Source organism: Kitasatospora sp. NPDC101155 (assembly GCF_044768305.1).
GTDB lineage: Bacteria > Actinomycetota > Actinomycetes > Streptomycetales > Streptomycetaceae > Kitasatospora.
In genome coordinates this window covers 452,189-478,312 of record NZ_JBIWPN010000002.1, presented here as the reverse complement: position 1 = coordinate 478,312, position 26,124 = coordinate 452,189, and the positions used below count along the sequence as shown (strand labels likewise).

At 73.4% G+C, this 26,124-nt stretch carries 23 protein-coding genes and 2 pseudogenes; 13 read left to right on the top strand and 12 right to left on the bottom strand.

The window, feature by feature from the left end; translation table 11 throughout:
* Window positions 1–24: 24 nt before the first annotated feature.
* The 3 genes from ACIRYZ_RS04700 to ACIRYZ_RS04690 all read left to right on the top strand — a co-directional run bounded on the left by ACIRYZ_RS04700 (window position 25) and on the right by ACIRYZ_RS04690 (window position 3,550).
* Complete coding sequence (locus ACIRYZ_RS04700) at window positions 25–495, top strand: hypothetical protein (protein WP_402939465.1); 471 nt, start codon at window positions 25–27, stop codon at window positions 493–495.
* Window positions 492–2,066, top strand: coding sequence for a multicopper oxidase family protein (locus tag ACIRYZ_RS04695; RefSeq protein WP_402939462.1), 1,575 nt, complete (start codon window positions 492–494; stop codon window positions 2,064–2,066). Before ACIRYZ_RS04700 ends, ACIRYZ_RS04695 begins: the two co-directional genes overlap by 4 nt.
* Window positions 2,067–2,191: 125 nt before the next feature.
* Window positions 2,192–3,550 (top strand): DUF2252 domain-containing protein, encoded by a 1,359-nt coding sequence (locus ACIRYZ_RS04690; protein WP_402939460.1) that lies wholly within the window; start codon window positions 2,192–2,194, stop codon window positions 3,548–3,550.
* Here the strand turns inward: ACIRYZ_RS04690 and ACIRYZ_RS04685 are convergent.
* On the bottom strand, window positions 3,528–4,499 hold the full coding sequence (locus ACIRYZ_RS04685) for an LLM class flavin-dependent oxidoreductase (protein ID WP_402939457.1): 972 nt from the start codon (window positions 4,497–4,499) through the stop codon (window positions 3,528–3,530). The genes ACIRYZ_RS04690 and ACIRYZ_RS04685 overlap by 23 nt on opposite strands.
* A gap of 85 nt (window positions 4,500–4,584) precedes the next feature.
* Between ACIRYZ_RS04685 and ACIRYZ_RS04680 the strand changes: the two genes are divergently transcribed.
* The gene (locus tag ACIRYZ_RS04680) at window positions 4,585–5,337 is read left to right on the top strand and encodes a helix-turn-helix domain-containing protein (protein ID WP_402939455.1); all 753 of its coding nucleotides are present in this window, start codon (window positions 4,585–4,587) and stop codon (window positions 5,335–5,337) included.
* 58 nt (window positions 5,338–5,395) lie between these two features.
* Here the strand turns inward: ACIRYZ_RS04680 and tnpA are convergent.
* Window positions 5,396–5,622 (bottom strand): annotated as a pseudogene (gene tnpA / locus ACIRYZ_RS04675) (IS200/IS605 family transposase); the annotation flags it as partial.
* Window positions 5,619–6,044, bottom strand: coding sequence for a hypothetical protein (locus ACIRYZ_RS04670; RefSeq protein ID WP_402939452.1), 426 nt, complete (start codon window positions 6,042–6,044; stop codon window positions 5,619–5,621). The pseudogene tnpA and the gene ACIRYZ_RS04670, both read right to left, overlap by 4 nt.
* Window positions 6,045–6,220: 176 nt before the next feature.
* Between ACIRYZ_RS04670 and ACIRYZ_RS04665 the strand changes: the two genes are divergently transcribed.
* The 3 genes and pseudogenes from ACIRYZ_RS04665 (at window position 6,221) to ACIRYZ_RS04655 (ending at window position 8,136) form a co-directional block, all read left to right on the top strand.
* On the top strand, window positions 6,221–6,637 hold the full coding sequence (locus tag ACIRYZ_RS04665) for an ester cyclase (RefSeq protein ID WP_402939450.1): 417 nt from the start codon (window positions 6,221–6,223) through the stop codon (window positions 6,635–6,637).
* 123 nt (window positions 6,638–6,760) lie between these two features.
* Window positions 6,761–7,270: pseudogene (locus tag ACIRYZ_RS04660) on the top strand (GNAT family N-acetyltransferase); the annotation flags it as partial.
* 407 nt (window positions 7,271–7,677) lie between these two features.
* Entirely contained in the window at window positions 7,678–8,136 is a 459-nt protein-coding gene (locus ACIRYZ_RS04655) for a hypothetical protein (RefSeq protein ID WP_402939447.1), read from the top strand.
* On the opposite strand, the gene ACIRYZ_RS04650 is transcribed toward ACIRYZ_RS04655, so the two are convergent.
* The 3 genes from ACIRYZ_RS04650 to ACIRYZ_RS04640 are packed head-to-tail and all read right to left on the bottom strand — an operon-like array spanning window position 8,120 to window position 11,146.
* Window positions 8,120–8,566 carry a hypothetical protein gene (locus ACIRYZ_RS04650; protein ID WP_402939445.1) on the bottom strand — a complete coding sequence of 149 codons (447 nt, stop codon included), beginning with the start codon at window positions 8,564–8,566 and terminating at the stop codon, window positions 8,120–8,122. The genes ACIRYZ_RS04655 and ACIRYZ_RS04650 overlap by 17 nt on opposite strands.
* A 52-nt stretch (window positions 8,567–8,618) precedes the next feature.
* A complete protein-coding gene (locus ACIRYZ_RS04645; protein ID WP_402939442.1) occupies window positions 8,619–9,527 on the bottom strand; it encodes a diacylglycerol kinase in 909 nt (302 codons plus the stop codon).
* A complete protein-coding gene (locus tag ACIRYZ_RS04640; RefSeq protein ID WP_402939440.1) occupies window positions 9,524–11,146 on the bottom strand; it encodes an FAD-binding oxidoreductase in 1,623 nt (540 codons plus the stop codon). The genes ACIRYZ_RS04645 and ACIRYZ_RS04640 overlap by 4 nt, the downstream gene beginning before the upstream one ends.
* A 20-nt stretch (window positions 11,147–11,166) precedes the next feature.
* On the opposite strand from ACIRYZ_RS04640, the gene ACIRYZ_RS04635 reads away from it, so the two are divergent.
* Window positions 11,167–11,766, top strand: a complete 600-nt coding sequence (locus ACIRYZ_RS04635) for a TetR/AcrR family transcriptional regulator (RefSeq protein WP_402939437.1) — start codon at window positions 11,167–11,169, stop codon at window positions 11,764–11,766.
* On the top strand, window positions 11,763–13,391 hold the full coding sequence (locus ACIRYZ_RS04630) for a glycerol-3-phosphate dehydrogenase/oxidase (protein ID WP_402939434.1): 1,629 nt from the start codon (window positions 11,763–11,765) through the stop codon (window positions 13,389–13,391). The genes ACIRYZ_RS04635 and ACIRYZ_RS04630 overlap by 4 nt, the downstream gene beginning before the upstream one ends.
* Window positions 13,392–13,555: 164 nt before the next feature.
* Here ACIRYZ_RS04630 and ACIRYZ_RS04625 read toward each other — a convergent pair whose 3' ends face one another.
* Window positions 13,556–13,960 (bottom strand): hypothetical protein, encoded by a 405-nt coding sequence (locus tag ACIRYZ_RS04625; RefSeq protein WP_402939431.1) that lies wholly within the window; start codon window positions 13,958–13,960, stop codon window positions 13,556–13,558.
* Between the two features lie 87 nt (window positions 13,961–14,047).
* A complete protein-coding gene (locus ACIRYZ_RS04620) occupies window positions 14,048–14,341 on the bottom strand; it encodes a hypothetical protein (protein ID WP_402939428.1) in 294 nt (97 codons plus the stop codon).
* A 376-nt stretch (window positions 14,342–14,717) separates the two neighbouring features.
* Here ACIRYZ_RS04620 and ACIRYZ_RS04615 point away from each other — a divergent pair, with 376 nt between their 5' ends.
* Entirely contained in the window at window positions 14,718–15,293 is a 576-nt protein-coding gene (locus tag ACIRYZ_RS04615; RefSeq protein ID WP_355672404.1) for a TerD family protein, read from the top strand.
* Window positions 15,294–15,369: 76 nt separating this feature from the next.
* Here the strand turns inward: ACIRYZ_RS04615 and ACIRYZ_RS04610 are convergent, their stop codons facing one another.
* A complete protein-coding gene (locus ACIRYZ_RS04610; RefSeq protein ID WP_402939426.1) occupies window positions 15,370–16,602 on the bottom strand; it encodes a monooxygenase in 1,233 nt (410 codons plus the stop codon).
* Window positions 16,603–16,827: 225 nt separating this feature from the next.
* On the opposite strand from ACIRYZ_RS04610, the gene ACIRYZ_RS04605 reads away from it, so the two are divergent.
* Window positions 16,828–18,861, top strand: coding sequence for an FAD-dependent oxidoreductase (locus ACIRYZ_RS04605; RefSeq protein ID WP_402939554.1), 2,034 nt, complete (start codon window positions 16,828–16,830; stop codon window positions 18,859–18,861).
* A gap of 184 nt (window positions 18,862–19,045) precedes the next feature.
* On the top strand, window positions 19,046–19,801 hold the full coding sequence (locus ACIRYZ_RS04600) for a hypothetical protein (protein WP_402939423.1): 756 nt from the start codon (window positions 19,046–19,048) through the stop codon (window positions 19,799–19,801).
* A 39-nt stretch (window positions 19,802–19,840) separates the two neighbouring features.
* Here the strand turns inward: ACIRYZ_RS04600 and ACIRYZ_RS04595 are convergent, their stop codons facing one another.
* A complete protein-coding gene (locus ACIRYZ_RS04595; RefSeq protein WP_402939420.1) occupies window positions 19,841–21,055 on the bottom strand; it encodes an alpha/beta hydrolase family protein in 1,215 nt (404 codons plus the stop codon).
* Between the two features lie 381 nt (window positions 21,056–21,436).
* On the opposite strand from ACIRYZ_RS04595, the gene ACIRYZ_RS04590 reads away from it, so the two are divergent.
* On the top strand, window positions 21,437–21,940 hold the full coding sequence (locus ACIRYZ_RS04590; RefSeq protein WP_402939417.1) for an AAA family ATPase: 504 nt from the start codon (window positions 21,437–21,439) through the stop codon (window positions 21,938–21,940).
* A 249-nt stretch (window positions 21,941–22,189) separates the two neighbouring features.
* Here the strand turns inward: ACIRYZ_RS04590 and ACIRYZ_RS04585 are convergent, their stop codons facing one another.
* Window positions 22,190–22,573: a hypothetical protein gene (locus tag ACIRYZ_RS04585; protein WP_402939414.1), complete on the bottom strand. Its 384-nt coding sequence runs from the start codon at window positions 22,571–22,573 to the stop codon at window positions 22,190–22,192.
* 33 nt (window positions 22,574–22,606) lie between these two features.
* Entirely contained in the window at window positions 22,607–25,843 is a 3,237-nt protein-coding gene (locus ACIRYZ_RS04580) for an EAL domain-containing protein (protein ID WP_402939412.1), read from the bottom strand.
* Between the last annotated feature and the right edge of the window lie 281 nt (window positions 25,844–26,124).

The window sequence follows — 26,124 nt, the reverse complement described above, 5'->3', positions numbered from 1 at the left end:
CGCCGAAGCAGAGAGTAGCCCGACATGAGCAGTCCCCCTGCCGCCGCGCCTCGCTGGCCGCTGATCCTGCTGCGCATCTCCACCGCCACGCTGGCGCTGCTGTCCCTGCTCCAGGTCATGCTGGCCGGCAGCTTCCTCAACGGCACCTACGAATCCCTCAAGGACCACGAGGGCACCGCGATGACGATCGGCACCGTGGTCGTGCTCCAGCTGGCGGTGGCCGCGCTGGTGCGGCGGCCCGGCCGCGGCCCGCTCTGGCCGCTGTGGACCACCGCCGTGCTCGCCGTCGCCGTGGTCGGCCAGATCGCGGCCGGCTACGGCCGGGCGATCGGGGTGCACGTCACCCTGGGCGTGCTGCTGGTCAGCGGCGTCCTGTTCGGCCTGGTCGGCGCCTGGCGGCTGCCGCTGCCCGTCCGGGTGGGTCTGCCCGAGAGCGGCGCGGACGGCAACGGGCGGCTGCCGCGCCCCGGTGGGCCCGTGGAGGTGAGCCAGTGAACCGCCGCCGGTTCCTGGGCATCGGCGCCTCCGTGCTCGGTGCGGGCGCGCTGACCGCCGTCGCCGTCCCCTCGGCGGCCCGGCTGCTCGCCGAGGGCCGCCCCGGGCGGCTGCTCAGCAGCGAGCTCGACCTGCCGGGGCCCTTCCAGGTGACGCTGCCGGTGCCGTCGGTGCTCAAGCCGGTGCGCACCGACGGCACCAACGACTACTACGAGATCACCCAGAAGGTCGCCGAGCTGGAGATCCTGCCCGGGGTGCGGACCGAGGCCTGGACGTACGGCGGCAGCTTCCCCGGGCCGACGGTGGTCACCCGGTCCGGCCGGGCGGCGGTGATCAAACACCGCAACGAGCTGCCGGTGCCGTCCGTGGTCCACCTGCACGGCGGGCACACCCCGGCCGACAGCGACGGCTACCCGGTGGACCTGCTGCTGCCGGTCGGGTCCCCCGCCGCGGCCATGTCCTCAGGCTCCATGGACGGCATGCCGGGGATGCGGCACGCGACGGGCCACAACGTGGTCGGCGAGCGCACCCACACCTATCCGGGCGAGCAGCGCGCCGCCACCCTCTGGTACCACGACCACCGGATGGGCTTCACCGGCCCCGGCGTCTGGCGCGGCCTGTCGGGCTTCCATCTGGTCCACGACGACGAGGAGGACGCGCTGCCGCTGCCGCGCGGCGAGCGGGACCTCCCGCTGATGCTCGCCGACCGTTCCTTCGCCGCCGACGGCTCCTTCCGGTACCCGTCCACCGACGCCGCGCTCGCCGTGCCCGGCGTCACCGACGACTACATGAACGGCGTGCTCGGTGACGTCATCCTGGTCAACGGCGCCCCCTGGCCACGCCTGGACGTCGACCGCGCGCACTACCGGCTGCGGCTGCTCAACGCCTCCAACACCCGGCTCTACCGGCTCGAACTCGACCCCCAGCCCTCCGGCGGCGACGCACTGGTCCAGATCGGCTCCGACGGTGGCCTGCTCGCCGCCCCGCTCGCCCACGACGCGATCGAGATCGCCCCCGCCGAACGCTTCGACGTGGTGGTCGACTTCTCCCGCTACCAGCCCGGCACCCAGGTGCGGCTGCTCAACCGCTTCGGCAGCGGGCGGACGGCCGAGGTGATGCGCTTCGACCTCGCCTCCCGGGCGGTGAGCGACGACGCCACGGTGCCCGGCAAGCTGTCCACCATCGAGGAGTTGGCCGCCTCCTCGGCCGTCACCACCCGCTCCTTCAAGTTCCGCCGCAGCCGCGACGACGGCTGGACCATCAACGGCGACCCGTACGAGCCCGGGCGCAACGTCGCCACGCCCGCGCTCGGCAGCGTCGAACGGTGGCGCTTCTCCTCCGACGTGCACCACCCGGTGCACCTCCACCTCGACCACTTCCAGGTGATCGGGCGCAACGGCAAGGACCCCGGCCCGTGGGACAGGGGCTGGAAGGACACCGTCGACCTGCGCCCGGCCGAGGCGGTGGAGGTGCTGGTGCGCTTCACCGACTACGCGGGGACGTACATGATGCACTGCCACAACCTGGAGCACGAGGACATGGCGATGATGGCCGATTTCACCGTGGGGTGACCGGGCGGCCTCACCCGATCGGCCGAATGCCGGAGGGCGCGTGCTGCGCCCTCCGGCACTCTTGTCCTAGCGTCGCGGTCAGGTGTACTCGTTGAAGGTTGCCTGGTGACGGACGGAGCCGCCGCATGACCACCCCCGCCGAACGCCGCCGCACCGGTCGGGCCGCGCGCGAGCGCGTCTCCCGCTCCGACCACGGCCGGTGGATCCCGACCGCGGACCGGCCCGACCCGCTCGGCGTCCTGGAGGCGCAGGGCGCCGACCGGGTCACCCGGCTGCTGCCGATCCGCTACGGGCGGATGGTCGACAGCCCTTTCACCTACCTGCGCGGCGCCGCCGCGGTGATGGCCGCCGACCTCGCGGCCGTCCCGAACACCGGCCTGACCGTCCAACTCTGCGGCGACGCCCACCTGTTGAACTTCGGCGTGTACGCCTCGCCGGAGCGCGCGCTGCTCTTCGACGTCAACGACTTCGACGAGACCTACCCCGGGCCCTTCGAGTGGGACGTCAAGCGTCTGGCCGCCAGCGTCGCGGTCGCCGCCCGGGACAACGGCCAGGGCGACGAGCGGGCCCGGCGTGCCGCGCTCACCGCCGTCCAGAGCTACGCCACCGCGGTGCGCCGGCTGGCCGGGAGGGGCGAACTCGACGTCTGGTACAGCCGGATCGACGCCGCCGAGCTGCTGCCGCTGGTCGGCAGGTCCAAGCGGCGCAGCCGGGCGGAGGTCGAGCTCGCCCACGCCCGGCGCCGCACCAGCCTGCAGGCCTTCGGCAAGCTCACCGAGGAACGGGACGGGCGGCGGCGGATCATCAGCTCGCCACCGCTGATCGAGGAGCTGAAGGGGACCGAACTGCGTGACATCGGCAAGGTGTTCAGCGACTACCGGGCCGCCCTGGCCGAGGACCGACGGGTGCTGCTGGACCGCTACCGCTTCATGGACGCGGCGATGAAGGTGGTCGGCGTCGGCAGTGTCGGCACCCGCTGCTACATCCTCCTGCTGGAGGGCCGGGACACCCGCGACCCGCTGTTCCTGCAGCTCAAGGAGGCCGGTCGGTCGGTGCTGGAGGAGCACCTGCCGCCCACCCGGGTGGACGCCGAGGTCGCCGCCCACCACGGCGGGCGCCGGGTGGTCACCGGGCAGCACCTGATGCAGGCCGCCAGCGACATCTTCCTCGGCTGGACCGCCGGCCCGGCCGGGCGGCACTTCTACGGCCGCCAACTGCGCGACATGAAGGGCTCGGTGGAGGTCGACGCGATGGCCCCCGCCGGCCTGCGCGCCTACGCCGACCTGTGCGGGCGCACCCTCGCCCGCGCCCACGCCCGCACCGGCGACCGCCTCGCCATCGCCGGCTACCTGGGCGGCGCCGACACCTTCGCCGAGGCGGTCGCCGACTTCGCGCTGAAGTACGCGGAGCGGACGACGGCCGACCACGCGGAGCTGGTCGAGGCCATCGAGACCGGGCGGGTCACCGCGACGCGGGGCGTGTGAGGGCGGACGGCGGTGCGGACGGCAGTGCGAGGGCCGCGAGCCGTTCCAACTGCTCGTACTGGCCCTTGAGTTCCAGCGCGCCGAGCCGGGCGACGACCTGCCGGGCGCCCGCCTCGGTGTAGCGGCGCAGGGTTGCGGCGACCTGTTCCGGGGTGCCGAGGGCGATCGCCTGGATGTGCTCCACCTCCTCCAACGGCAGGCCGTAGTTGGACCGGACGTAGGCGTCCATGGTGCGGCGGGCCGCCTCGGGGTCCTCGTCGATCCGGACGTTGACGAAGAGCGCGGGGGTGACGGCCTCCGGGGCGCGCCCGGCCTCGCGGGCGGTCTGCCGGACGGTGGCGAGCCCGGTGGCGTAGTCGGCGGGATCGGGCGGGTAGGGCAGCCAGCCGTCGTACTTCCGCCCGGTGCGGGCGAGCGCCGCCGGGGTGGCGCCGCCGAGCCAGATCGGCGGCCCCTGCGGCCGGAACGGCCGCGTGGCGGGCGGGAGTTCGGGGAAGGAGTGGAACTCGCCGTGGAACTCCGTGGCCCCCGCCCACAGGGCCCGCCAGAGGGCGACGGTCTCGTCCAGCCGGGCGAAGCGGCGCTCCCACGGCACCTGGGACAATTCGTGCAGCGGCCGCCCGAAGTGACCGGGGAAGGCCGCGCCGACCGCGACGGTCAGCCGTCCGCCGGAGAGCTGGTCCACCGAGGCCAGGGTCTGCGCGGTCTGCACCGGGCGGCGCAGGACCGGCAGCAGCGCGCCGGTGCCCAGCCGGATCCGCTCGGTCACCGGGGCGACCGCGGCCAGCATGGTGAGCGGCTCGATCCGCGGGGTGAGCAGGGAGTCGTTGACGAACAGCGAGGCGAAGCCCAACTGCTCTGCCCGGCGGGCGAATCCGATCAGGTCGCGGGGACCGCCGACGGGCGCCCACTGATTCTCCCCGGTGGGGAGGAAAACACCGATGTCCATGCCGTCGATCCTTCTCGTCGCGGTGAATGGACTCAATTCCCCGGGGGGAATGGCGGGTGGCGCCGGGCCCGGATAGAAATGGGGCGTGGACTTCCCCCGGGCGCTGCGCGAGCGCCGTACCGGCAGCCGGATCAGTCAGCTCGACCTCGCCACCCGAGCGGGCACCACCCAGCGGCACCTCAGCTTCATCGAGTCCGGCCGCTCGGTGCCCGGGCGGGGCATGGTCGTACGCCTCGCCGAGTCACTCGACCTGCCGCTGCGGGAACGCAACGAGCTGCTGCTGGCGGCCGGTTACGCCCCCGTCTACCCGGAGACGCCGCTGGACGGGCCGCAACTGGCGCCGGTCCGGGCGGCGATCGACCACATCCTGGCCGGCCACCTGCCGTACCCCGCGGTGGTGGTGGACCGGCGCGGCGACGTGGTCGCGGCCAACGAGGCGCTGGACGTGATCACCGAGGGCGCCGACCCGCGCCTGGTCGGGCCCGGCACCAACGCCTACCGGCTCGCCCTGCACCCGGACGGCCTCGCGCCGCGCATCCTCAACTTCGCCGCCTGGGCCCGGCACATCGTCGAGCGCACCCGCCATCTGGGCGAACTGCACGAGGAGTTGAGCTCCTACGTGCCCGAAGCGGCGGTGGGGGAGCAGCACTTGGGCTTCGCGGTGCCGCTGGAGCTGCGGACCCCGCTCGGCGAGCTGCACCTGATGACCACGGTGACCACCTTCGCCACCGCCGTCGACGTGACGATCGCCGAGCTGAAGTTGGAGGCCTTCCTGCCCGCCGACGCCCGGACCGCGGAGCTGCTGGTCGGAGCCCGGGGAACTGGTAGTCGGCGGTGATCCGCCCGTCGGCGTCCTACGAGGTCGGGGAACTCTCCTCCAGAGGGGGCATCCCCAGGCGCAAGCGGCGGGAGCTGACGCCTTTGAGGCTGTTGACCAGCTTGGAGACAGCGACTCCGGCGGGAAGTTCACCAGGAGGTGGACGTGGTTGTTCTCGCCGTTGAACTGGACCAGCCCGGATTCGAAGTCTGCGCACACCGCGCGCATGATCTCCTCCATGCACTTGAGGTGGGCGTCGTTGTGAGCCCGGTGCCGGTACTTCGTCACGAAAGTACCGGCCCTCACCGGGTGACCGAGTGAGGTAAACGCCTGCGGATCGCTGTAAGACCACCCGGTCGGAAATCGGGAGGCGCGCGAGTAACCCCCGGCGGGGGAGGAAGCAGGAACCAACCATCACGCCCACGCGCAGCGGTACCGCGCGAAGCGTGGTAGGTATCCCCGGCGTTCACGCCGGGGAGTTTGGGAGTCAAGAACTCCTGGTAGGCGCGGGCGACGCGGATCTCCAGCTCCCGGTGGCCGCGCGCCTCGAGCACCGGCTCGGGGAAGCCCACCAGGGCGGCCTCCGCGCGGATCGACTCCGGCGGGTGGACGAGGTGCACGCCGTCCTCGGCCCACAGTCGTTCGATCGCCTTCCGCCGCTGATCGGCGTCGGGCTCGGCCCACAGGGCGGCGTAACGGTCAGCGAGTTGCTGGGCGCTGGTGGTCATGGCCGGTTCCTTCTCGGGTTCGGTCGGTCACTGTGCGCCCCATCCTCGAAGCGGCGCCGCGACCGGACAATTCCCGCCGGGGAATGGCCGCCGCTCCCGGGTGGAACGCGCACGGCGTCCGTGGGAACGTCGGGAGCGGGGGAGTCCTTGGCCGCTGCCCGCAGGAGGTGGACGTTATGAACGCCGAGGTCAACAAGCAGATCGTGGACGGCTTCGACGTCCTGGTCCGGGCTGGGGACGCCAGCCGCCTGGACGAGTTCTGCACACCGGACCTGGTCAACCACGCCCTCGCCCCCGGCCGGCCCGCCGGCCTCGCGGGCACCCGGGAGTTCCTCACCACGACGGCCCGGCAGTTCGAGGACGACCACTGGCGCAGCTGCCTTACCGTCGCCGAGGACGACCTGGTCGTCCAGTTCGGTCTGCGGGCCGGCCGCTGGACGGGCGGCGATTTCCTCGGCTTCCCCACCCACAGCGGCGACTACGCCCGGGACGTCGCCTTCGCCTACCGCCTGCGGGAGGGGCGGATCGCCGAGCGCTGGGCGATCCGCGACGACCTCACCATGATCCGGCAGCTCGGCGGCATCCGGCTGTGAGCCGGATGCGCCGGGGCTGGGGGCCTCAGGGCTTGTCCGGCTCGTCAGGGCGTGTGCGGCTCGTCTCCGAAGCACCTCGATATCCGGTTGCCCGGGTGGGTGGGGTGCCGTTGGGTTGGGGCCATGAACGAACTGCGCACCGACCGGCTGCTGATCCGCCGCTGGCGGGAGTCCGACCTCGCCCCCTGGGCCGCGATGAACGCCGACCCGCAGGTCCGCGAGCACCTCGGCGGCATCCTCACCCGCGAGCGGAGTGACGCCTCGGTGGCGCGGTACGAGGCGGCGATCGAGCGGCGCGGCTACGGGTGGCTGGCCGTCGCGGTGCGGGAGAGCGGCGAGTTCGTCGGCTTCGTGGGCCTGGACGACGTAGAGGAGCAGGCCCCGGTCGGCGGGGTCGAGATCGGCTGGCGCCTGGCCCGCTCCGCCTGGGGCCACGGCTACGCGACGGAGGCGGCCCGCGCCGTCCTCGCGTACGGCTTCGACACGCTCGCCCTCCGCGAGATCCTCGCCGTCACCACCGCCGCCAACCTGCGCTCCCAGGCCGTGATGCGACGCCTGGGGATGACCCACGACCCGGCCGAGGACTTCGACGACCCCGAGGGGGGTCGCAGTGTGGTGTTCCGTCTGCGGCGGGCGGACCACGCCGTCCAGGGTGCGAGGACCGGGTGCTGCTGGAGAGCGGGGCCGGCTTCGATTGTCGAGCAACGCCCGGGAGTTGTGGCGGGGGTTGCCGAGGAAGGTCCGGCGGCAGGTGATCGCGGCGGCCGGGCGGGGGCGCGCCTGGGAGGACCGGCGGGTGGCGGCGATCGCCGTCGGCTGGGCCTGGCAGGTGCTGGGCACACCCGGCGCCCGTCGCCGGCCGGATGTCGGCGAGCGGTTGCGCTACCTGCTCGACGCGGCCATGAGCGCCGGCCCGGGTGCGGCCGCGGGCGTGGATGTCCTCGACGGATCCCCGGACCACGACGCCAACCCGCTGGTGCGCCGCTGGGCCCGGAAGGTCGAGGCGGCCAACCCGGTACGGGCGGAGCAGGAGGCGCGCGGTGAGCGATGACGTGCTGTCGGTGATCCCGACCGACCCGCAGTGGCAGCCGGAGCCGGCCGCCGCGGAGCGGGCCGTGGCGGTGGTCGCGGAGCTGCTCCGGGAGGACGACGACGCCGAGGTGGAGGTGAGCTGGCACGAGCGGACGTCGGTGGTCGACTGCGGGGAGAACCTGGAGCGGATCGGCTGTCCGCAATGCGGCGGCACTCCGGGGCTCGACTGGTGGGGCTCGCTGCTGGAGGAGCGCGCCGAGGCGGGCGTCGCGACGCTCGCGGTGACGGTGCCCTGCTGCGGAGCGGACACCACGCTGGACGCGCTGGAGTACGACTGGCCGTGCGGCTTCGCCCGGTTCGAGATCGAGGTGTGGAACCCGGAGTGCGTCTGGTTCGCCGCGCCGGAGCTGACGGCGATCGGTGTCGCGCTCGGTCACCCGGTGCGGCAGGTCAGGGCGCACCTTTGAACACGGCGCGCACGATCAGCTCGCCGGCGTAGCTCTCGCAGCGGACGGTGCCGTCGGGGAAGTCGAGTTCCAGTGCCATGCGTCCGGCCCTCGGCTCGTACTCCTCGCGGGCAGCGAGGACGGGCTGGCCGAGGTGGTGGGCGAAGGCCGTGTCGGCATCGGCCGGGCCGACCTCGATGCGGCCCCACTCACCCATGTCGTAGCCGTCGTACGGCGCGGAGGCCTCGACCTCCAGGCACCAGTCCGTCCCGCTGGCGAGCCGGGTGGCCTCGCCGCGGTCGTCGATGAGCCAGAGGTCGGCCGGGATCGGGTCCAGCCGGCCCTGGTACACGTGCCAGGCGGCGGTGATCCGGGCCAGCCGACGGTCGACCAGGGCTGCCGGGTCGAGACCGGGGCCGTGTGCCCGGCAGCCGGGGAGGGATGTCGTCACCGGAGGACCGTACCCGAGCCCCGGCGACCGCCGCCCGGGGAGGCCGGGTCGTTCACGGCGTGAGCAGTCGCAGTGCCTCCCGTACCACCGTGACCTCGACCGGCAGGGCCGCGATGAACTCCCCGTCGGCGTAGGCGGTGATGCCGGGGGACTCGATCCGCAGGGACTCCGTGCGCAGCGTGGTGACCTCCGGGTGGCTGATGTGGGTGCCCTTGAAGAGGGTGGGGAAGAAGCGGGCGATCCGCAGTCGGGGCATGGCGTCGACCAGGGTGACGTCGAGCAGGCCGTCGTCCGGGAGGGCGGAGGGGCAGATCAGCATGCCGCCGCCGTAGCTGCGGGTGTTGCCGACGGCGGCCAGCGTCAGGTCGCGTTCGATGACGGTGCCGTCGGCGAGGGTGATCCGGAACGGCAGCGGGCGCAGGTTGGCGAACTCGGCGAGGATGGCCAGGTTGTAGCGCATCCGGCCGCGCGGCCAGCGCAGCCGGTTGGCGCGGTCGCTGACCAGCGAGTCGAAGCCGGTGGCGAGGACGGAGCCGTACCAGCGGACGGCGCCGTCCGGGTCGGTGATCCGGCCGAGGTCGACGCCGCGCACCCGTCCGGCGGCGATGACGTCGGCGGCGGCCTCGGGGGCGGCTATCGGCAGGCCGTACTCGCGGGCGTGGTCGTTGCCGGTGCCGGCCGGTATCACGCCGAGCGGGACGGGGGTGCCGGCCAGGGCCTGGAGGGCGAGGTTGATCATGCCGTCGCCGCCGACCACGACCACCGCGTCCACGCCGTCCGCCGCGGCCTCGCGGGCCAGGCGGACGGCGTCCTCGGCGGAGCGCCCGGCCTGCGGTTCGACCTCGACGCCGAGGGCGCGCAGGCGGGCGACGGCCCGGCGGGCGGCGGGTTCGGCGTGGCCGATGCCCGCCGCCGGGTTGGTGAGAACGGCGACCCTGCGGACGGTTCTCGCGCCGGTCATGGGATCAGCTTGCCGGGGTTGAGGATGCCCGCCGGGTCGAGTTCGGCCTTGACGGCGCGCAGGATGCGCACGCCCAGGTCGCCGATCTCCTCGGTCATCCAGGGCCGGTGGTCGGCGCCGACCGCGTGGTGGTGGGTGATGGTGCCGCCCGCGCCGAGGATGGCGTCCCCGGCGGCGCGCTTGGCGACGCCCCAGCGGCTGAGCGGGTCCTCGCCGAGGGCGGCGACGACGGTGAAGTAGAGCGAGGCGCCGGTCGGGTAGACGTGCGAGATGTGGCAGAGCACGAGCGCGCCGGGCAGGGCGCCGGTGAGCGCCTCGGTGACGGCCGTCCGCAGCTGGGCCAGCCCGCTCCAGCCGGCCGCCGTCTCCAGGGTCTCGCACAGCGCGCCGGCGCTGAGCAGGGAGTCGCGCAGGTACGGGGCGTTGAACCGGCCGTGCTCCCAGGCCCGGGCGGGTTCCTCGCCCAGCGAGGTGCCCCCGGCGGCGAGCAGTACCTCGCGGGTGAGCTGCCGGCGGCCGGCGACCTGGGCGGCGTCGCCCTCGAAGACGGTGACGGCCAGGCAGCCGCTGACCGTCGGGGAGCCGCCGATCTGCTCGGTCATGGCGAGGTTGACCATGGTCTCGGCCTCGTCGGAGAGCCGGATCACGGTCGGGCCGGTGCCCTGTTGCTCGACGGCGCGCAGCGCGGCCGTGCCGGTGGCGAAGTCGGGGAAGCTCCACGCCTCGTACGCCTTGACGGCGGGCAGCGGGTGCACGCGCAGCCGGACGGCGGTGATCACGCCGAGGGTGCCCTCGGAGCCGAGGAAGAGCTGGCGCAGGTCGGGGCCGGCGGCGGAGGCGGGGGCGCGGCCGAGGTCCAGCACACCGACCGGGGTGATCACGCGCAGGCCGCGGACCATCTCGTCGAAGCGCCCGTAGCCGGCGGAGTCCTGGCCGGAGGAGCGGGTGGCCGCGAAGCCGCCGATGGTGGCGTAGCGGAAGCTCTGCGGGTAGTGGCCGAGTTCCCAGCCGCGCTCGGCGAGCAGGGCTTCGGCTGCCGGGCCGGTGAGGCCGGCGCCGAGGACGGCCTCGCCGGAGGTCTCGTCCAGGTCGATCAGCTGGTCGAAGCGGCGCAGGTCGAGCGAGACGACGGCCTGGAGGGCGCCGCGCTCGGGGTCGAGGCCGCCGACCACGCTGGTGCCGCCGCCGAACGGGACGACGGCGATGCGGCGTTCGGCGCAGACGGCCAGGACGGCGGCGATCTCCTGCTCGCTGCCGGGCACGACCACGACGTCGGGGGCGTCCTGCGGTTCGCGGCTGCGGCGGCGCAGCAGGTCGGGGGTGGACTTGCCGCCGGCGCGCGGCAGGCGGTCGGCGTCGGCGGCGCTGACGTGCGCCTCGCCGACGGCGGCGGCCAGCGCCTTGAGGTCCTCGGCGGTGATCCGGGAGGGACGCAGGACGACCTCCTCGGCGCTGGGTCCGGGGGCGGCGTCCCCGGTGACCCCGAGGGCGGCGGCGAGCAGTCCCTTGATGTCCGCGGACAGCTCCTTGGCGAGGGTCGGGTCGCCCCAGGCGTCCCACTTCATCGGGGGGAGCGGCAGCGCGGCGTTCGCCGGTCCCGCTTGCGTCTCAGGTGCCATGCGTTACAGTTTCACACATCATGTCAAGTAGTAACGTCGAGCCCGCCGAGGCCCAGCAACCCCGCAGCACCGACGATGCGATCCTGGACGCCGCCGCCGACCTGATCGTCCACCTCGGCGTCCGCCGGACCCAGCTGGCGGAGATCGCGCGCCGCGCCGGGGTCAGCCGCCCGACCGTCTACCGGCGCTGGCCGGACGTCCGGGCGGTGATCGGGGCGCTGCTCACCCGGGAGATCCTGGCCACCCTGGAGGGCGCCGCACTCGACGTCCACGACCGGGAGACCCTGGTGGAGCGGGTGGTCGAGGTCGCCGTCCGGCTGCGCGACCACCCGGTGCTCGGCGTCCTGCTCCACTCCGACGACTCCGACCTGCTGCTCCAGTACGTGGTCGAGCGGCTCGGCGCCAGCCAGCGCGGCCTGCTGGAGGCGCTGCGCACCGGCATCGAGCAGGGGCAGGCCGGCGGCTCCATCCGGGCCGGTGAGCCGACCGAACTGGCGGCCATGGTCCTGCTGATCGCCCAGTCCACCGTCCAGTCGCACCGCATGGTCGCCTCCCTGCTCCCCGAGGCGGCCTGGCGGCGCGAACTGGCCAGAGCACTGAACGGATACCTCGCGCCATGACGTCCACCGCCGGCTCGTCCGCCGGTTCCCACCCCGGTTCTCCCGCCGGCCCCTCGGCCGGTCCATTCGTCAGCCCGTTCGCCGGAACCAGCCGACTCAACGCCGTCCGCCGGACGTTGGAGCTCGAAGCGCTCGCCGACGACCCGCGCATCGACCTGCTGGTGATCGGCGGCGGCGTCACCGGCGCCGGGGCGGCCCTGGACGCCGCCTCGCGCGGCCTGCGCACGGTGCTGGTCGAGGCCCGGGACCTCGCCTTCGGCACGAGCCGCTGGAGTTCCAAGCTGGTGCACGGCGGCCTGCGCTACCTCGCCTCCGGCCGGGTCAAGGTGGCCCGGGAGAGCGCGGTCGAGCGCGGCGTGCTGATGACCCGCACTGCCCCGCACCTGGTCCGCGCCCTGCCCCAACTCGTGCCGCTGCTTCCGGACTTGTTGCGACCGGGCCAGGCCTCGTTGATCCGTGCGGGCTTCCACGCCGGCGACGCGCTGCGGCTCAGTGCCGGCACGCCGGGCGCCCTGCTGCCCCGGGTGCGCCGGGTCGACGCGGCCCGCACCCGCCGGCTGGTGCCGGGCGTGCGGACGGCCGGCCTGCGCGGGGCGCTGGTCGCGCACGACGGCCAACTCGTGGACGACGCACGACTGGTGGTCGCCCTGGCGCGCACCGCCGCGCAGTACGGCGCGAGCGTGCTGACCCGGGTGCGGGCCGAGTCCGTCACCGGGACCTCTGCCCGGCTGGTGGACACGCTGACCGGCCAGACGCTGACCGTCACCGCGGGCGCGGTCATCAACGCCACCGGGGTGTGGGCGGGCGAGGTGGACACCTCGATCAAGCTGCGGCCCAGCCGGGGCACCCACCTGCTGGTGGACGCCGCGGCCCTGGGGCACCCGACCGCCGCGCTGACCGTGCCGGTGCCCGGTTCCGTCAGCCGCTTCGTCTTCGCCCTGCCGCAGCAGCTCGGCCGGGTCGCGATCGGCCTGACCGACGAGGACGCCCCCGGCCCGATCCCGGACGAGCCGCAGCCCACCGAGGCCGAGCTGACCTTCCTCCTCGACACCGTCAACGCCGCCCTCGCCACCGAGCTGACCAGGCAGGACGTGCGCGGCGCCTACGCCGGGCTGCGCCCGCTGATCGACACCGGGGGCGGGAACACCGCCGACATCTCCCGGGAGCACGCGGTGCTGGAGTCCCCGTCCGGGGTGGTCACCGTGGTCGGCGGCAAGCTCACCACCTACCGGCAGATGGCCGAGGACGCGGTGGACGCCGCCGTACGGCTGCGCGGCCTGCCCGCCCGCACCTGCTGGACGGCCCGCCTCCCGCTGGTCGGCGCCCCCGGCCACCGTGACAGCCGCCCGGCCCCGGCCGCCCCGGTGCCCGCCTCGCTGCTCGCCCGGCACGGCGGCGCGGCCCACGAGGTGCTGGCGGCTGGGGAGTTGACGCCGGCCGCGGACGACCTGGACGTGACCCGCGCCGAGATCGCCTACGCCGTCACCCACGAGGGCGCGCTCGACGCGGCCGACGTCCTCGACCGCAGGACCCGCATCGGCCTGGTGCAGGCGGACGCCGAGCGGGCCCGGAAGGCGGTCGAGGAGATCGTCGCGGAGGCCGCCTCGGAGATCGCCCCGCAGTAGCGGCGATGCCGACGGCCGGTACGGCGGATCCGCCGTACCGGCCTGGCAGTCGTCCTCGGCCGGTACTCCGGATTGCCGGCGCGGTAGCCCTGCGGGTGGGCGGGAGCCCGCCGGTCGGGCAACCGGCGGGCTCGGTCGGGGCTGGATCGGAGCGCGGTCCGGGCTCAGCAGGCCCAGGGGAAGGGGGAGAGGTCCGGCTCGACCCAGGCGGTGCGTGCCCGTTCGTCGGCCAGGGTCTCGGGCCGGTAGTGGCGGGTGAGCAGGTCCCGGTCGAGCAGCTCGGGGTGGCGGGCGGCGAAATCCTCGAAGTCGCCCGCGCCATCGGCGTGCCGGGCCACCAGCTCGACCCAGGCCCGGGTCATGGTGACGTGGAACTTCTGCGGCGCCCCGGCCTTGGTGGCGGTGCGCCGGATGCCCTCGCCGACGAGGTCGAGCGCGGCGGTGGCGCCGTGACGGCGGACGGCGAGCCAGGTGAGCCGGACGTGCTGGCGGTGGCCGAAGCGCTCGGCGTCGGCCATCACCTCGCGCAGCAGCTCGTCGAAGGCGTCGGGGGGGATGGGGGAGGTCATGCGAGGGCCTTCGAGCAGGAGGTGGAAGCGGACGAAGGATTGTAGGTTTTCGGGCTTTTCGTCCGCAAACCACCACTGCGGGTGGATTCAGCGCGCGGTGTGTTCCGGCATCGGCTGCTCGCGGCCCGCGACCGCCAGCACGCAGGCGAGCGGGTGCTCCGCCCGGCCCGTGCGGTCGAGGGTGACGGCGAGCGGCTGCGGCGGCTCCTCGGGTAACTGGCCGGAGAGCGTCAGCGGGTAGCTGCCGTGGCCGTGGACGCGGTGGAAGGCGCACTCCTTGCCGTCCACCAGCAGCTCGGTCTCGGTGATCCAGCCGGAGCGGACGTTGACGGTGACCGAGTGGCCGGCCCGGTCGACGTGGAAGCTGTACCGCTGGCGCATGGGAACCTCCCGCGAGGGCCTCGCATCAGGGCGCGCCGAGGTGATCAGGGCGAACGGAGCCTGCAGAGCGGCCAGGGCCAGTCTAGGGCGGCCGTACGGACCCGGCGCCCCGCGCTGGTGCGGGAGATCGGGCAGGTGGACCTCGCGCGGCTGCCGGAGGACGAGCGCGCGCTGCTGCGCCTGCTGTCGGACTGGGGGCGTCGGGCGGCCGCCGCCGGGGGTGCGCTGCGGATCATCATCGACGACGCGAGGTGAGGCGGCGGTTCCCGTTCCCGGCCCTGAGAAATCCCCGGGGCGGGGCCCGCCCGCAGGCGGATTCTCGTGATCTCTACAGTGTTGTAGATTCGTCCGCAGGGAGAGATCCGAGGAGGGCATTGTGGGAGTTTCGCTGGCCAAGGGCGGCAACGTCTCGCTGAGCAAGGAGGCGCCGGGTCTGAGCGCCGTGATCGTGGGTCTCGGCTGGGACGTGCGCACCACCACCGGGGCCGACTACGACCTGGACGCCAGCGCGCTGCTGTGCAACGCGCTCGGCAAGGTGGTCTCGGACCAGCACTTCGTCTTCTTCAACAACCTGCGCAGCCCCGAGGGTTCGGTCGAGCACAGCGGCGACAACCTGACCGGTGGCGGCGACGGCGACGACGAGCAGATCAAGGTCGACCTGGCGCGGGTGCCGGCCGACGTCGCCAAGGTCGTCTTCCCGGTGTCGATCTACGACGCCGACGCCCGGCTGCAGAACTTCGGCCAGGTCCGCAACGCCTTCATCCGGATCGTCAACCAGGCCAACGGCCAGGAGATCGCCCGCTACGACCTGAGCGAGGACGCCTCGACCGAGACCGCGATGGTCTTCGGCGAGCTGTACCGCAACGGCGCCGAGTGGAAGTTCCGCGCCATAGGCCAGGGCTACGCCTCCGGCCTGCGCGGCATCGCCACCGACTACGGCGTGAACGTCTGACCCACGCAGTGATCTGAGGGGGGGTTCGGCGGTCGTCCGGCAGAGTCGGCCGAACCGGTCCGCCGGGTGGACCGGCTCAGTCGGTCCGTCCGAGCGCGTGGCCGCCGAAACCCCCGCTGCCGGTGAGCTGTTCCCGCCACCAGTTGGTCATCGCCGGCTCGTCCATGGTCGGCCAGTCCGGCGCCTCGGTGACCTGTGCCCGGCCGAGCGTGCGGCCCAGGTTCACCAACGCGAGACCGGCCGCGCTGGTTTCACGGTCGTACTCGGCCAGCAGGGACGACCAGGACGCGTCGTCGAGCCGTCGCCCGGCCTGCTCGAAGGCGTGCGCGTCCTGCAGCGCCTTCACCGCGCCGCTGGTGTTGTGCGGGCGGACGATGGTCGCCGCGTCCCCGCAGATGAGCAGTCGGCCGGCTGTACGACGCGGGGTCGCCAGGTCGTAGACGGGCTGCAGCAGGGTCCGTTCGCGCGGAGTCAGCGCGACCACGCCGGCCCAGTACGACGGCAGGTGCCGCCGTGCGAACCGCCGGAGCCCGTTCAGCTGCCCGTCGGTGAGGGAGCCCGCCGCGACGGCGGTCGGGCCGTCCAGGCGCAGCCAGTCCGGGGTGGGCGTGTAGAAGACCCAGTTCACCTGTGTGCTCCCGGGGGCGAGTCCGGGGATGCGGTAGATCACGACCTGGCCGCCGCGGTAGCAGACGGTGATGCACTCCTCCTCGGGCCAGACCGAGGCCCCGCCGGGCAGTTCGGCCAGCAGCGCGGAGTCGTAGCTGCCGCGCCAGCACACGTACCCGGCGTATTCGGGCACGGCCTGCGGGCAGACGGCCGCGCGGACCACCGACCGGTAACCGTCCGCACCGATCACCAGGTCGTACGGCGTACGGGTGCCGTCCGCCGATTCGACCCACCCGCCGTCGTGGTCGCCGCCGACTGCCGCGACGGTGGTGTCCAGCCGGTACTCCACCGTGTCGGGTGTCCGTTCCCGCAGGGCCTGCCAGAGCACGGCCCAGTGGTGGGAGTGGAACGGGAACGGCTGGGCCCAGAGCAGCCGACCGCGCCCGTCCGGGCCGTCGCCCCCGCCGGCCGGCTCCCGGGTGACCCAGCTGCGCACGGTGAGGCGGTGGCGGCGGGTGTCCGGGGCGAGGTGTCCGGCGTCGACCAGTTCGGCGAAGCGGTCGTTGTGGGTGCAGATTCCCAGGCCGCGGTCCTCCAGCCGACCGGGGCTGCGCTCCAGCACCACGACCCGTTCCGCGCCCAGCCGGGCGGCGGCGCCGGCGAACGCGCTTCCGGCGATGCTGCCCCCGACCACAGCCACCGAGCCACCCCACACGGTCGCCCCCTCTCGCGAGTCCCACGACGTCGGGGCACGACGATACGCCGCCCGGCGGGGGCGCGGGGGGCGGTACGGCTCGCTCCCGCGCTTCCTCCTGTGCTTTCCCCGTGCTCGACTATGCAACTAGTTGCATAGCGCCTCGACCGTCCCCTACCCTGCGGTAACAATTCCCACCGGCCGCCCCTTCAGGAGACGTCGATGAGCTCCATGCCCGGCAGCAGCAGCTACCCGTACCTGCTCAGCCCGCTCGACCTCGGCTTCACCACCCTGCCCAACCGCGTGATCATGGGCTCGATGCACGTCGGCCTGGAGGAGGCCCCCGGCGGTTACGAGCGGATGGCCGCCTTCTACGCCGAGCGCGCCCGAGGCGGCGTCGGCCTGATCGTCACCGGCGGCATCGCCCCCAACGAGGCCGGGCGCCCCTGGGAGGGCGGCGCGATGCTGACCACCGAGGAGGAGGCCGACAGGCACCGGGTGGTCACCGACGCCGTGCACGCGGCCGGCGGGCGGATAGCCCTGCAGATCCTGCACTTCGGCCGCTACGCCTACCACCGCGACCTGGTCGCCCCCAGCGCCCTGCAGGCCCCGATCAGCCCCTTCGTGCCCAACGAGCTCACCGCCGAGCAGGTCGAGCAGACCGTCGAGGACTTCGCCCGCTGCGCCGAGCTCGCCCGCCGGGCCGGCTACGACGGCGTCGAGATCATGGGCTCCGAGGGCTACCTGATCAACGAGTTCATCGTCGCCGCCACCAACCGCCGCGAGGACGAGTGGGGCGGCCCGTACGAGCGCCGGATGCGCTTCCCGGTGGAGATCGTCCGCCGGGTCCGCGAGCGGGTCGGCGAGGACTTCATCATCGTCTACCGGCTCTCCATGCTCGACCTGGTGCCCGGCGGATCCACCCTGGACGAGGTGGTCCAGCTCGCCCAGGCCGTCGAGGCGGCCGGCGCGACCATCATCAACACCGGCATCGGCTGGCACGAGGCCCGCATCCCCACCATCGCGACCTCCGTGCCGCGCGGCGCCTTCGCGTGGGTCACCAAGCGGGTCATGGGCAAGGTCGGCATCCCGCTGGTCACCACCAACCGCATCAACACCCCCGAGATCGCGGAGCAGTTGCTCGCCGACGGCTGCGCCGACCTGGTCTCGATGGCCCGTCCGCTGCTCGCCGACGCCGAGTTCGTCAACAAGGCGCAGGGCGGCCGCGCCGACTCCATCAACACCTGCATCGGCTGCAACCAGGCCTGCCTGGACCACACCTTCAGCCTCCAGATCACGTCCTGCCTGGTCAACCCACGCGCCTGCCACGAGACTGAACTCGTGCTCTCGCCCACCAAGCTGCGCAAGCGCATCGGCGTCGTCGGGGCCGGACCGGCCGGGCTCGCGTTCGCCGTCTCCGCCGCCGAACGCGGCCACGACGTCACCCTGTTCGACGCCGCCGACGCGATCGGCGGGCAGCTGAACATCGCCCGGCGCATCCCGGGCAAGGAGGAGTTCAACGAGACGCTGCGCTACTACCGCACCCGGCTGGCCGAGTTGGCCGTCACCCAGCGCCTCGGCGCCGTCGTGACCGCCGAGCAGCTCACCGCCGAGGGCTTCGACGAGATCGTCCTCGCGACCGGCGTCACGCCCCGAACCCCCGCCGACATCCCGGGAATCGACCACCCCAGCGTGCTCGGCTACCTGGACGTGCTGCGCGACGGCGCGGCCGTCGGCGAGCGGGTTGCCATCCTCGGCGCGGGCGGGATCGGCTTCGACGTGGCCGAGTTCCTCACCGACCAGGGCGACCGGGCCAGCCTCAACCCGCTGGTGTTCCAGGCCAAGTGGGGCATCGACCCCGAGTACCACGAGCGTGGCGGACTGCGCGCCCCCGAGCGGCCGAAGCCCCCGCGCAGCGTCCACCTGCTGCAGCGCAAGACCACCAAGGTCGGCGCCGGGCTCGGCAAGACCACCGGCTGGATCCACCGCACCGAGCTCAAGCACCGCGGCGTCACCATGGTCGCCGGCGCCGGCTACGACCTGATCGACGACGCCGGGCTGCACTTCACCGTGGACGGCGAGCGTCAACTCCTGCCCGTGGACACCGTGGTGCTCTGCACCGGCCAGGAGCCGCGCCGCGACCTGTACGAGGCGCTGCGCGAGAACGGCGTGACCGCGCACCTGATCGGCGGCGCGGACGTGGCGGCGGAGCTGGACGCCAAGCGGGCCATCAAGCAGGGCACCGAGCTGGCCGCGAGCATCTGACGTCGGGTGGTCGGGGGGTTACCAGGCGCTCGGGGCCCGCGGCGCGTCGCGTCGCGGGCCCTCGGCCTGCCGTTTCCGAACCCTGCCGGTGAGCTGGGGCGATACCCGCCCCGCGCGCCCCGCCCGCCCCCCGGTGGGACACTGGTGCCCTGTCCCTGCCCGAACTCCCGACCGGGGGCCAGCCATGTCCCTCCCGAGGCCTCTCCACGCCCTCGCAGCCGCGGTCCTGGTCGCGGCGGCCGCCCTGGGGCCGGCCCAGCCCGCATCGGCGGCACCAGCAGAGGACCTCCCCTCCGCCGACCAGCTGAAGTCGGCGCTGCTGACCGCGAACGACCTCGGCGCCGACTACACCGAGATCCCCACCGCCGAGAGCCCCACCACCGAGAGCCCCACCACCGAGAGCCCCGGCCCCGGCGAGAACCCCACCCCGGTCACCGGCTGCGACGCGCTCAGCGCCCTGATCGAGATGCACGCCACCGTCCCGGGCCCCGCCACCCCGCGCGCCGAGACCGAACTCGACGGCCCGGACGGCAACCCGATGGTGACCCAGTCCCTCACTGCCGAGGACTCCGACAGGCTCACCGCCGACTTCAGCACCGCCACCGACGCGTTCAAGACCTGCCACGCCATCACCTTCAATGCCGACACCACGGACTCCGTGACCTTCACCGTCACCCCGGTCACCCTCGGCGACCGGGGTGACGCCCCCGCCGTCCGTCTCGACGGCACGATCGCCGGCGTGCAACTCAACGCCTACATCGGCATCGAGCGCTTCGGCACCGTCGGCATGGCCTTCGGCTTCTTCCAACGCGAGGGCGCCGACTCCCAGGCCGCCTCGGCGCAGTACCGCACCGCCGTCGCCAAGGTCGAACACACTCTCGGCGCCACGGCCGGCAGCACCACCCCGCCCACCGCCGCCGCCCAGGGCATGTCGGTCTGACCCGTCCGCCGGCGTCGTCCCGTACGTCCCGCGACCGGACTACGGAAGGAACTCGACCTCCGGGAAGCGCGGCGAAGGCCCGTCCAGCAGGTGCCCGCGCCGGTGGCGCAGGTGCTGGTCGAAGAAGGCGAGCGGGTAGGCCTGCTGGATGAGCATCCCGCGCTCGGGGTCGAGGGTGCCGACCTGCTGCTGGATCTGCTGCTCGCTCATCCCGAGCAGCTTCCCCGCCTGCGGGATCAGCGTCATGTTGTCCCCGTACGAGGAGTGGACGGCGCCGTCGGCCCGGATGTTGAGCCGCCAGCCGCGCAGGTGGGTCCAGAAGGTCTCGGCGGCCGAGTCCGGGGTGCGGGGCCAGTCGGCGGTCATCATCAGGAACGGCCGGTCGAGGTCGGTGGTGATGGTCGGGATCATCGGTCCGTCGAGGCTCAGCCCGGCCCGGACGCGCGGGTCGACGACCGCCGTCCGGGCGGTGACGCTGCCGCCCTTCGACCAGCCGAACATGCCGATGAGCTGCGGGTCGGGGGCGCCGAGCAGGCCCTCGGGCAGCTCGCGCCGGTCGGCGTCGGGGTTGCGGCCGGCGGCGAGTTCCTCGACGCAGTCGAGCACGAAGCGGAAGTCCGGGACGTAGGCGCGCACACCGGTGTCGACGTTCGGGTCCCTGGACGGGGTGACCGGGGGGCGGCCGGGGAACTGGGTGAAGGCGTCGTGGGGGAGGTCGACGGTGACCACGAGGTAGCCGTGGCTGGCGAGCTCCTGGACGATGACCGTGTGGTCGCCCCGGTGGCTGTGTGCGCCGTGCGCGTAGACGACGACGGGCAGCCGGTGGCCGCTGCGGTGGACGGGCGCGCCCACGTGCCCGGAGGTGAGCGGGGCGAGGGAGAGCGGGAGCGGGTAGCCGGTGTCGTCGAGGAAGAGCTGCATCGGGCCGTCGGCCAGCCAGGGGGCGAGCGGGAGTCCGTCCGTCTGCCGGGCGGGGTACCAGACGCTCGCCATCAGCTCGCGGTACTGGCCTGGCCCGGCGGCCGGGTCCGGCCGGGAGGCGTCGCGCAGGTGCAGCGCGACGGTGCCGACGGGGTGCGGGCCGGTGGGCGCGGGCAGGGTGAGTCGGCCGGTCGCGCTCCCGGCGGCGGAGGGCGAGGAGGCCCAGGCGGTGGAGGCCAGGCCGAGCGGGGCGGCGGCGCCCAAGGCCAGGGCGGTGCCCAGCATGCGACGGCGCGTCAGTCCGTTGGAGCCGGTGAACGGCGTGGTGTCCATGCGCGGAACGGTGTCACGCGGCGCCGGCGGGCGGCATCGGTCCACCGATTGATCTCCGGCCGCGCGCATTGGTCCACGGGTTTACATCCCCAGGCTGATGCGGGCTGTGACTCGCCCGCTCGCCTCCGGGGCGCTCAGACCCGGTGCCGACGGTCGGCGCTCGGTCGCTCCTTCGTCGCTCCGTCGCTTCTCCCTTTCGGTACCGGCGCGCCCCTTCGGCTCGGGGCTGTGACTCGCCCGCTCGCCTCCGGGGCGCTCAGACCCGGTGCCGACGGTCGGCGCTCGGTCGCTCCTTCGTCGCTCCGTCGCTTCTCCCTTTCGGTACCGGCGCGCCCCTTCGGCTCGGGGCGGGTGCTCCCGCTCAACGGCTAACCTCCGGGCATGACAGAGCGATTGAGCACCGTGGTGCTGATGTGCGGACTCCCGGGCGCGGGCAAGACCACCTACGCCAAGGAGCTGGAACGGCGCGGCTACGTCCGGCTCTCCATCGACGAGGTGGTCTGGCAGCGGATCGGGCAGCGCGACGCCGGCCGGGTGCTGGAGCCGGCGGCCTTCGACCGGCTGAAGGACCGGATCCGCAGCGAGCAGCGCCTGGAACTCGTCGAGTTGATGCGCGCCGGGCGGGATGTCGTGGTGGACTACAGCTTCTGGAACCGGGCCGCCCGGGACGACTACAAGGCGCTGGTGGAGAGCCACGGCTGCCGCTGGGAACTGGTCCACCTCAAGGCCGACCGGTCGACCCTGGAGGCCCGCCTCGCGGTGCGCAACGAGCAGCGGGGCGCCAACGCCGTCACCGTGGACGAGGAGCTGTTCGGCCGCTACTTCGCCAACTTCGAGGAGCCGGTGGGGGAGGGCGAGCAGGTCCTCGTCCAGCCCAGGGCGTAACCGGCCCCGGCTTGGACGGCCGTCCTCCAGCACACCGGCGTTCCCGCACCTCGGGCACCCGCACCCGGTCAGGTAGCCGGACATCGGCTCGAACCGGATACCACGGTGGCCGTCAGTCCTCGATCGTGGTGGTCTCCTCGCCGGTTGTCCGCCCGTCGGCAACTGCACACACGAATGCCGGTGGCGGAGCGTTCGCGAACGCTCCGCCACCACCAGCCGGAGAGAGCTCGGGCCGGGAACCCGGTCTTCTCACCTGGTGCGTGCGGCGGCCCGGGCCCTTTCCATGTCGGCCACGAGGGATTCCACCCGCTTGTTCACCTTCGAGCCCCGGCCGTATCCCGCCAGCAGCGGCAGCTGGTCGGACTTGCCGTCGGCCAGTACCAGTTCGGGGAGGTCGGAGGAGAAAAGCGTTCCCGGGACCGTGGCGGACTCCACCCTCTCGACCTCGGACCAGGTGTACGAGCGCGCCCGGAGCAGTCCGGAGTACGTCAGCCCGGCAGGTCCGAAGGACACTCCGTACATCGGGGTGCGCACCGTCAGAACCAGCCCGGGGATTCCGGTGAGGACGATCGGAATCAGGTCGTCGACCCTGGTGGCATACGCCGCGGTGGAGACCGAGACCAGTACGCACATCAGCCCGATCAGGAAGTAGGCGATCGCCCCGGCTCAGGCCGCCTCGAACGTCGCCCGTCGCACGAGCGCCCGCGCCTGCGGCCCGTCCATCGGGTGCGCGAACAGGTACCCCTGCCCCAGCGGGCACCCCATGGCCGCGAGCAGGTCGCGCTGGTCGGGGTGTTCGATGCCTTCGGCGATGACCTGGACGTCGAGGGTGTCGGCGATCCGGGTGATGCCCTCGACCAGGGCGTACTGCTGGGGGGAGTGGCCGAGGCCGTCGATGAAGGACTTGTCGATCTTGAGGATGGAGATCGGGAGCTCGCGCAGGTACGACAGCGACGAGTAGCCGGTGCCGAAGTCGTCGATGGCGAGGCCGACGCCGAGGTCGCCGAGGGTGGCCATGTCGGCGCGCAGGCGGTCGTCGCGGCGCATCAGGACGGACTCGGTGAGTTCCAGGACCAGGGTGCGCGGGTCGATGGCGGAGGTGTCCAGGGCGTGGCGGACGACGTCCATGAAGCCGGCGTCGCGGAACTGGCGGGCGGAGACGTTGACGTTGACCCGCAGCGGGGGCCGTCCGGCGGCGGCGCGGGGGGCGGAGCTGGTGGCGTGCCAGGCGGCGGCCTCCTGGACGGCGCGTTCCAGGATCCAGGCGCCGAGCGGGACGATCTGGCCGCTCTCCTCGGCGAGGGCGATGAACTCGTCGGGCAGCACCATGCCGCGACGGTCGTGCGGCCAGCGGACCAGGGCCTCGAAGCCGACCAGGTCGCCCGTGCGCAGGTCGACGATCGGCTGGTAGTACAGCTGGAAGGCCGATTCCGCGATCGCCAGGTCCAGGTTCTCGTTCAGCTCGTGCCGTTCCACCAGCCCGGCCTGCAGGGCCGGCCGGTAGTGGCACCACTGGCGGCGCCCGGCCGCCTTGGCCGAGTAGAGCGCGAGGTCGGCGTGGGTGAGCAGTTCGGCCGCGTCCACGCTGTCCTCGGTGGTCGCCACGCCGATGCTGGCGCTGACCCGGACCGAGCCCGCGCTCAGCTTGAACGGTTCGGTGAACACCGCCAGCACGGTGCCCGCGATGGTGTCCACGTCGCCGGGGCGGAGCGCGTCCTCGACCAGCACCGCGAACTCGTCGCCGCCGAGCCGGGCGGCGGTGTCCGAGCTGCGCAGCGCGGTGGAGATCCGCAGCGAGACGGCGACCAGCAGTTCGTCGCCGACCGCGTGGCCCTGGGTGTCGTTGACCACCTTGAAGTCGTCCAGGTCGATGAAGAGCACCCCGGTGACGGCGCCGCTGCGCTCGCCGCGGGAGAGGGCGTGGCCGACCCGGTCCTGGAACAGCACCCGGTTGGCGAGGCCGGTCAGTGAGTCGTGGAAGGCCCGGTGGGTCAGCTCACGCTCCATCCGGCGCTGCTCGGTCACGTCGCGCAGGGTGAGCACCAGGCCGCCGACGGTCGGATCCGCCCGCAGGTCGGTGTAGCGGACCTCGGCCTCGATCGGGGTGCGGTCCTGGCGCAGCAGTCGCCAGTGTTCGCGCGGCTGGTCGCCGTGCGGCGGGTCGGCCGGGCCGCGCATCCGGGCCAGCGCCTTGCCGACGGCCCGGATGTCCTCGGGCGGGACGAGGTCGGTCAGCAGGGTGCCGTGCAGGCTCGGGTAGCCGAGCACCCGCTCGGCGGAGGAGGAGGCGTAGCGCACGCCGTCGTCGGCGTCCAGGATCAGGATGACGTCGCCGGCGTTCTGCACCAGGGTGCGGAAGTACAGCTCGCTGTTGCGCCGGGTGACCTCCTGGCTCAGCACCACCCGTTCGACGGCCAGTGCCGCCTGCGCGGCCAGGATCTCCAGCGAGCCCCAGAGGCTGGTCAGCTCCTGCTCGGTGCCGGTGACCACCAGCGCGCCGATCACCGGGTCGCCGGAGGGGCGTTCGGCCAGGGTGAGCGGGCAGACCAGGGCGGAGGGCATCCGGCCCAGGTGGGCGGGCAGGTTGACGGAGCCGACGGGCAGCAGCCGGGTCTCCCGGTCGGCGGCGAGGGCGAGCACCTCGTCGTCGGCGTACGAGTCGTCGGCGTACGAGTCGTCGGGATCCGGGCTGCCGACGTTCGGGCCGCCGGCGGCCGTCGGCGCGGGGCGGCGCTGCGCCGGGTCCGGCCCGGCGCGCCGGATGTGCAGCACGTCCGGCGCGCCCCCCGACCCGCTCCCTGACCCGGCGCCGGTCTCGGCGACCGCGAGCAGGGCGAGGTGCCCGGGTTCGGCGGGCATCAGGGCGGAGGCGGCGGACTGGACGGCGTCCGCGACCTCCGCCACGGTGACGGCCGCGGTCAGCCGGGCGCCCGCCTCGCGCAGCGCCCGTTCCCTGGCCACCACCTGGCGTCTGGCGACCACGACGACGGCCAGCCGGGCCAGCACGAGCAGGTAGAGCAGGGTGGAGAAGGCGCCGATCACGCCCGCGTCGCTGGTGTTCCCGGCCAGCGACTCGATGATCAGGATGGCGGGCGCGATGAGCGAGGCGAGGGTGAGCAGGACGAGCCAGGTGGTGGAGAGGTCCGGCTGCTGGGTGGGGACGGGTCTGGTCAGCTCGACCATCGAGGGGTGCAGCGCGGCCGCGCCCCAGGCGGTGTAGAAGGCGGCCCAGCCGAGGTCCACGCCGGTGCCGGTCCGCCAGGTGCCGTGCAGCTGGATCAGCCCGTAGAGGATGTCGGAGGTGAGCAGACCGAGGGCGCCGACGGTGAGCAGTTGCAGGGAGCGGGAGTTGCCGCCGCGCGGGGTCAACAGTCGCAGCAGCAGGGCTAGCACGACCACGTCGCCGAGCGGGTAGGCGATCGAGACGGCCTTCTGGAGCCAGGTGAGGTCCGGGTTCCGGGCGTACGGGAGGATCAGGTAGATCCAGACCAGCAGGGCCAGGCCGAGGGTGATGATCAGTGCGTCCAGCAACCCGGCGCGGTCCTGACGGGCGGTTCGCCAGCGGATGAAGCCGAGCAGGCCGACCGCGTAGAGCAGGAACTCGGCGAGGTAGAAGCCGTCGGCGATGGACGGGAACGGGTTGTTGAGGCGCAGGATGTCGAGTTCGAGGATCTGGATCGCCTGGCCCGTGATGAAGCTCAGGTTGGCGAGCGCCAGCAGGTACCAGAACAGCGGATGGCGCGGGCGGTTGAGCCGGACGCCGATCACGATGGCGGCGACGCCGCCGAGGCCCATGCCTGTCCACCAGATGACCCGCAACCCGGGGTAGGAGAAGTGGATGCCGGTGAACAGCACCATCCAGAGCAGGTAGCAGGCCATCAGGCGTTGTCGCCGGCGAGTCAATGAGGCTACCTCCTCCACGACATCACCCCGCCGGTCGGCCGGGGGAGTACGGGCGAGGGCGGGCTGTGCCGCTGTACGGGGGGTCAGCGCGCGGTGGTCGGCGCGGCGGTTGGCGGCGTCGATGCAGTGTCGATGCAGTGTCGATGCCGGATCGACGGGGCGGATCGGCGCACAGGCCACCGGCGTCCGGCGTTGTCCCGTGACGGGCGGTGTCGGTGCGCCGGGGGTGCGCATAGTCGAGAATGTCGCGTCTCCCAGCATTCTGCCGCTTCAGCACGAGG

Excerpts from the sequence above, each read along its gene's own strand:
- ACIRYZ_RS04700 (WP_402939465.1), top strand. The coding sequence starts at position 25 with ATGAGCAGTCCCCCTGCCGCCGCGCCTCGCTGGCCGCTGATCCTGCTG.
- ACIRYZ_RS04690 (WP_402939460.1), top strand. The coding sequence starts at position 2,192 with ATGACCACCCCCGCCGAACGCCGCCGCACCGGTCGGGCCGCGCGCGAG.
- ACIRYZ_RS04685 (WP_402939457.1), bottom strand. The coding sequence starts at position 4,499 with ATGGACATCGGTGTTTTCCTCCCCACCGGGGAGAATCAGTGGGCGCCC.
- ACIRYZ_RS04670 (WP_402939452.1), bottom strand. The coding sequence starts at position 6,044 with ATGACCACCAGCGCCCAGCAACTCGCTGACCGTTACGCCGCCCTGTGG.
- ACIRYZ_RS04665 (WP_402939450.1), top strand. The coding sequence starts at position 6,221 with ATGAACGCCGAGGTCAACAAGCAGATCGTGGACGGCTTCGACGTCCTG.
- ACIRYZ_RS04645 (WP_402939442.1), bottom strand. The coding sequence starts at position 9,527 with ATGACCGGCGCGAGAACCGTCCGCAGGGTCGCCGTTCTCACCAACCCG.
- ACIRYZ_RS04640 (WP_402939440.1), bottom strand. The coding sequence starts at position 11,146 with ATGGCACCTGAGACGCAAGCGGGACCGGCGAACGCCGCGCTGCCGCTC.
- ACIRYZ_RS04635 (WP_402939437.1), top strand. The coding sequence starts at position 11,167 with ATGTCAAGTAGTAACGTCGAGCCCGCCGAGGCCCAGCAACCCCGCAGC.
- ACIRYZ_RS04630 (WP_402939434.1), top strand. The coding sequence starts at position 11,763 with ATGACGTCCACCGCCGGCTCGTCCGCCGGTTCCCACCCCGGTTCTCCC.
- ACIRYZ_RS04625 (WP_402939431.1), bottom strand. The coding sequence starts at position 13,960 with ATGACCTCCCCCATCCCCCCCGACGCCTTCGACGAGCTGCTGCGCGAG.
- ACIRYZ_RS04620 (WP_402939428.1), bottom strand. The coding sequence starts at position 14,341 with ATGCGCCAGCGGTACAGCTTCCACGTCGACCGGGCCGGCCACTCGGTC.
- ACIRYZ_RS04605 (WP_402939554.1), top strand. The coding sequence starts at position 16,828 with ATGCCCGGCAGCAGCAGCTACCCGTACCTGCTCAGCCCGCTCGACCTC.
- ACIRYZ_RS04600 (WP_402939423.1), top strand. The coding sequence starts at position 19,046 with ATGTCCCTCCCGAGGCCTCTCCACGCCCTCGCAGCCGCGGTCCTGGTC.
- ACIRYZ_RS04595 (WP_402939420.1), bottom strand. The coding sequence starts at position 21,055 with ATGGACACCACGCCGTTCACCGGCTCCAACGGACTGACGCGCCGTCGC.
- ACIRYZ_RS04590 (WP_402939417.1), top strand. The coding sequence starts at position 21,437 with ATGACAGAGCGATTGAGCACCGTGGTGCTGATGTGCGGACTCCCGGGC.
- ACIRYZ_RS04585 (WP_402939414.1), bottom strand. The coding sequence starts at position 22,573 with ATGTGCGTACTGGTCTCGGTCTCCACCGCGGCGTATGCCACCAGGGTC.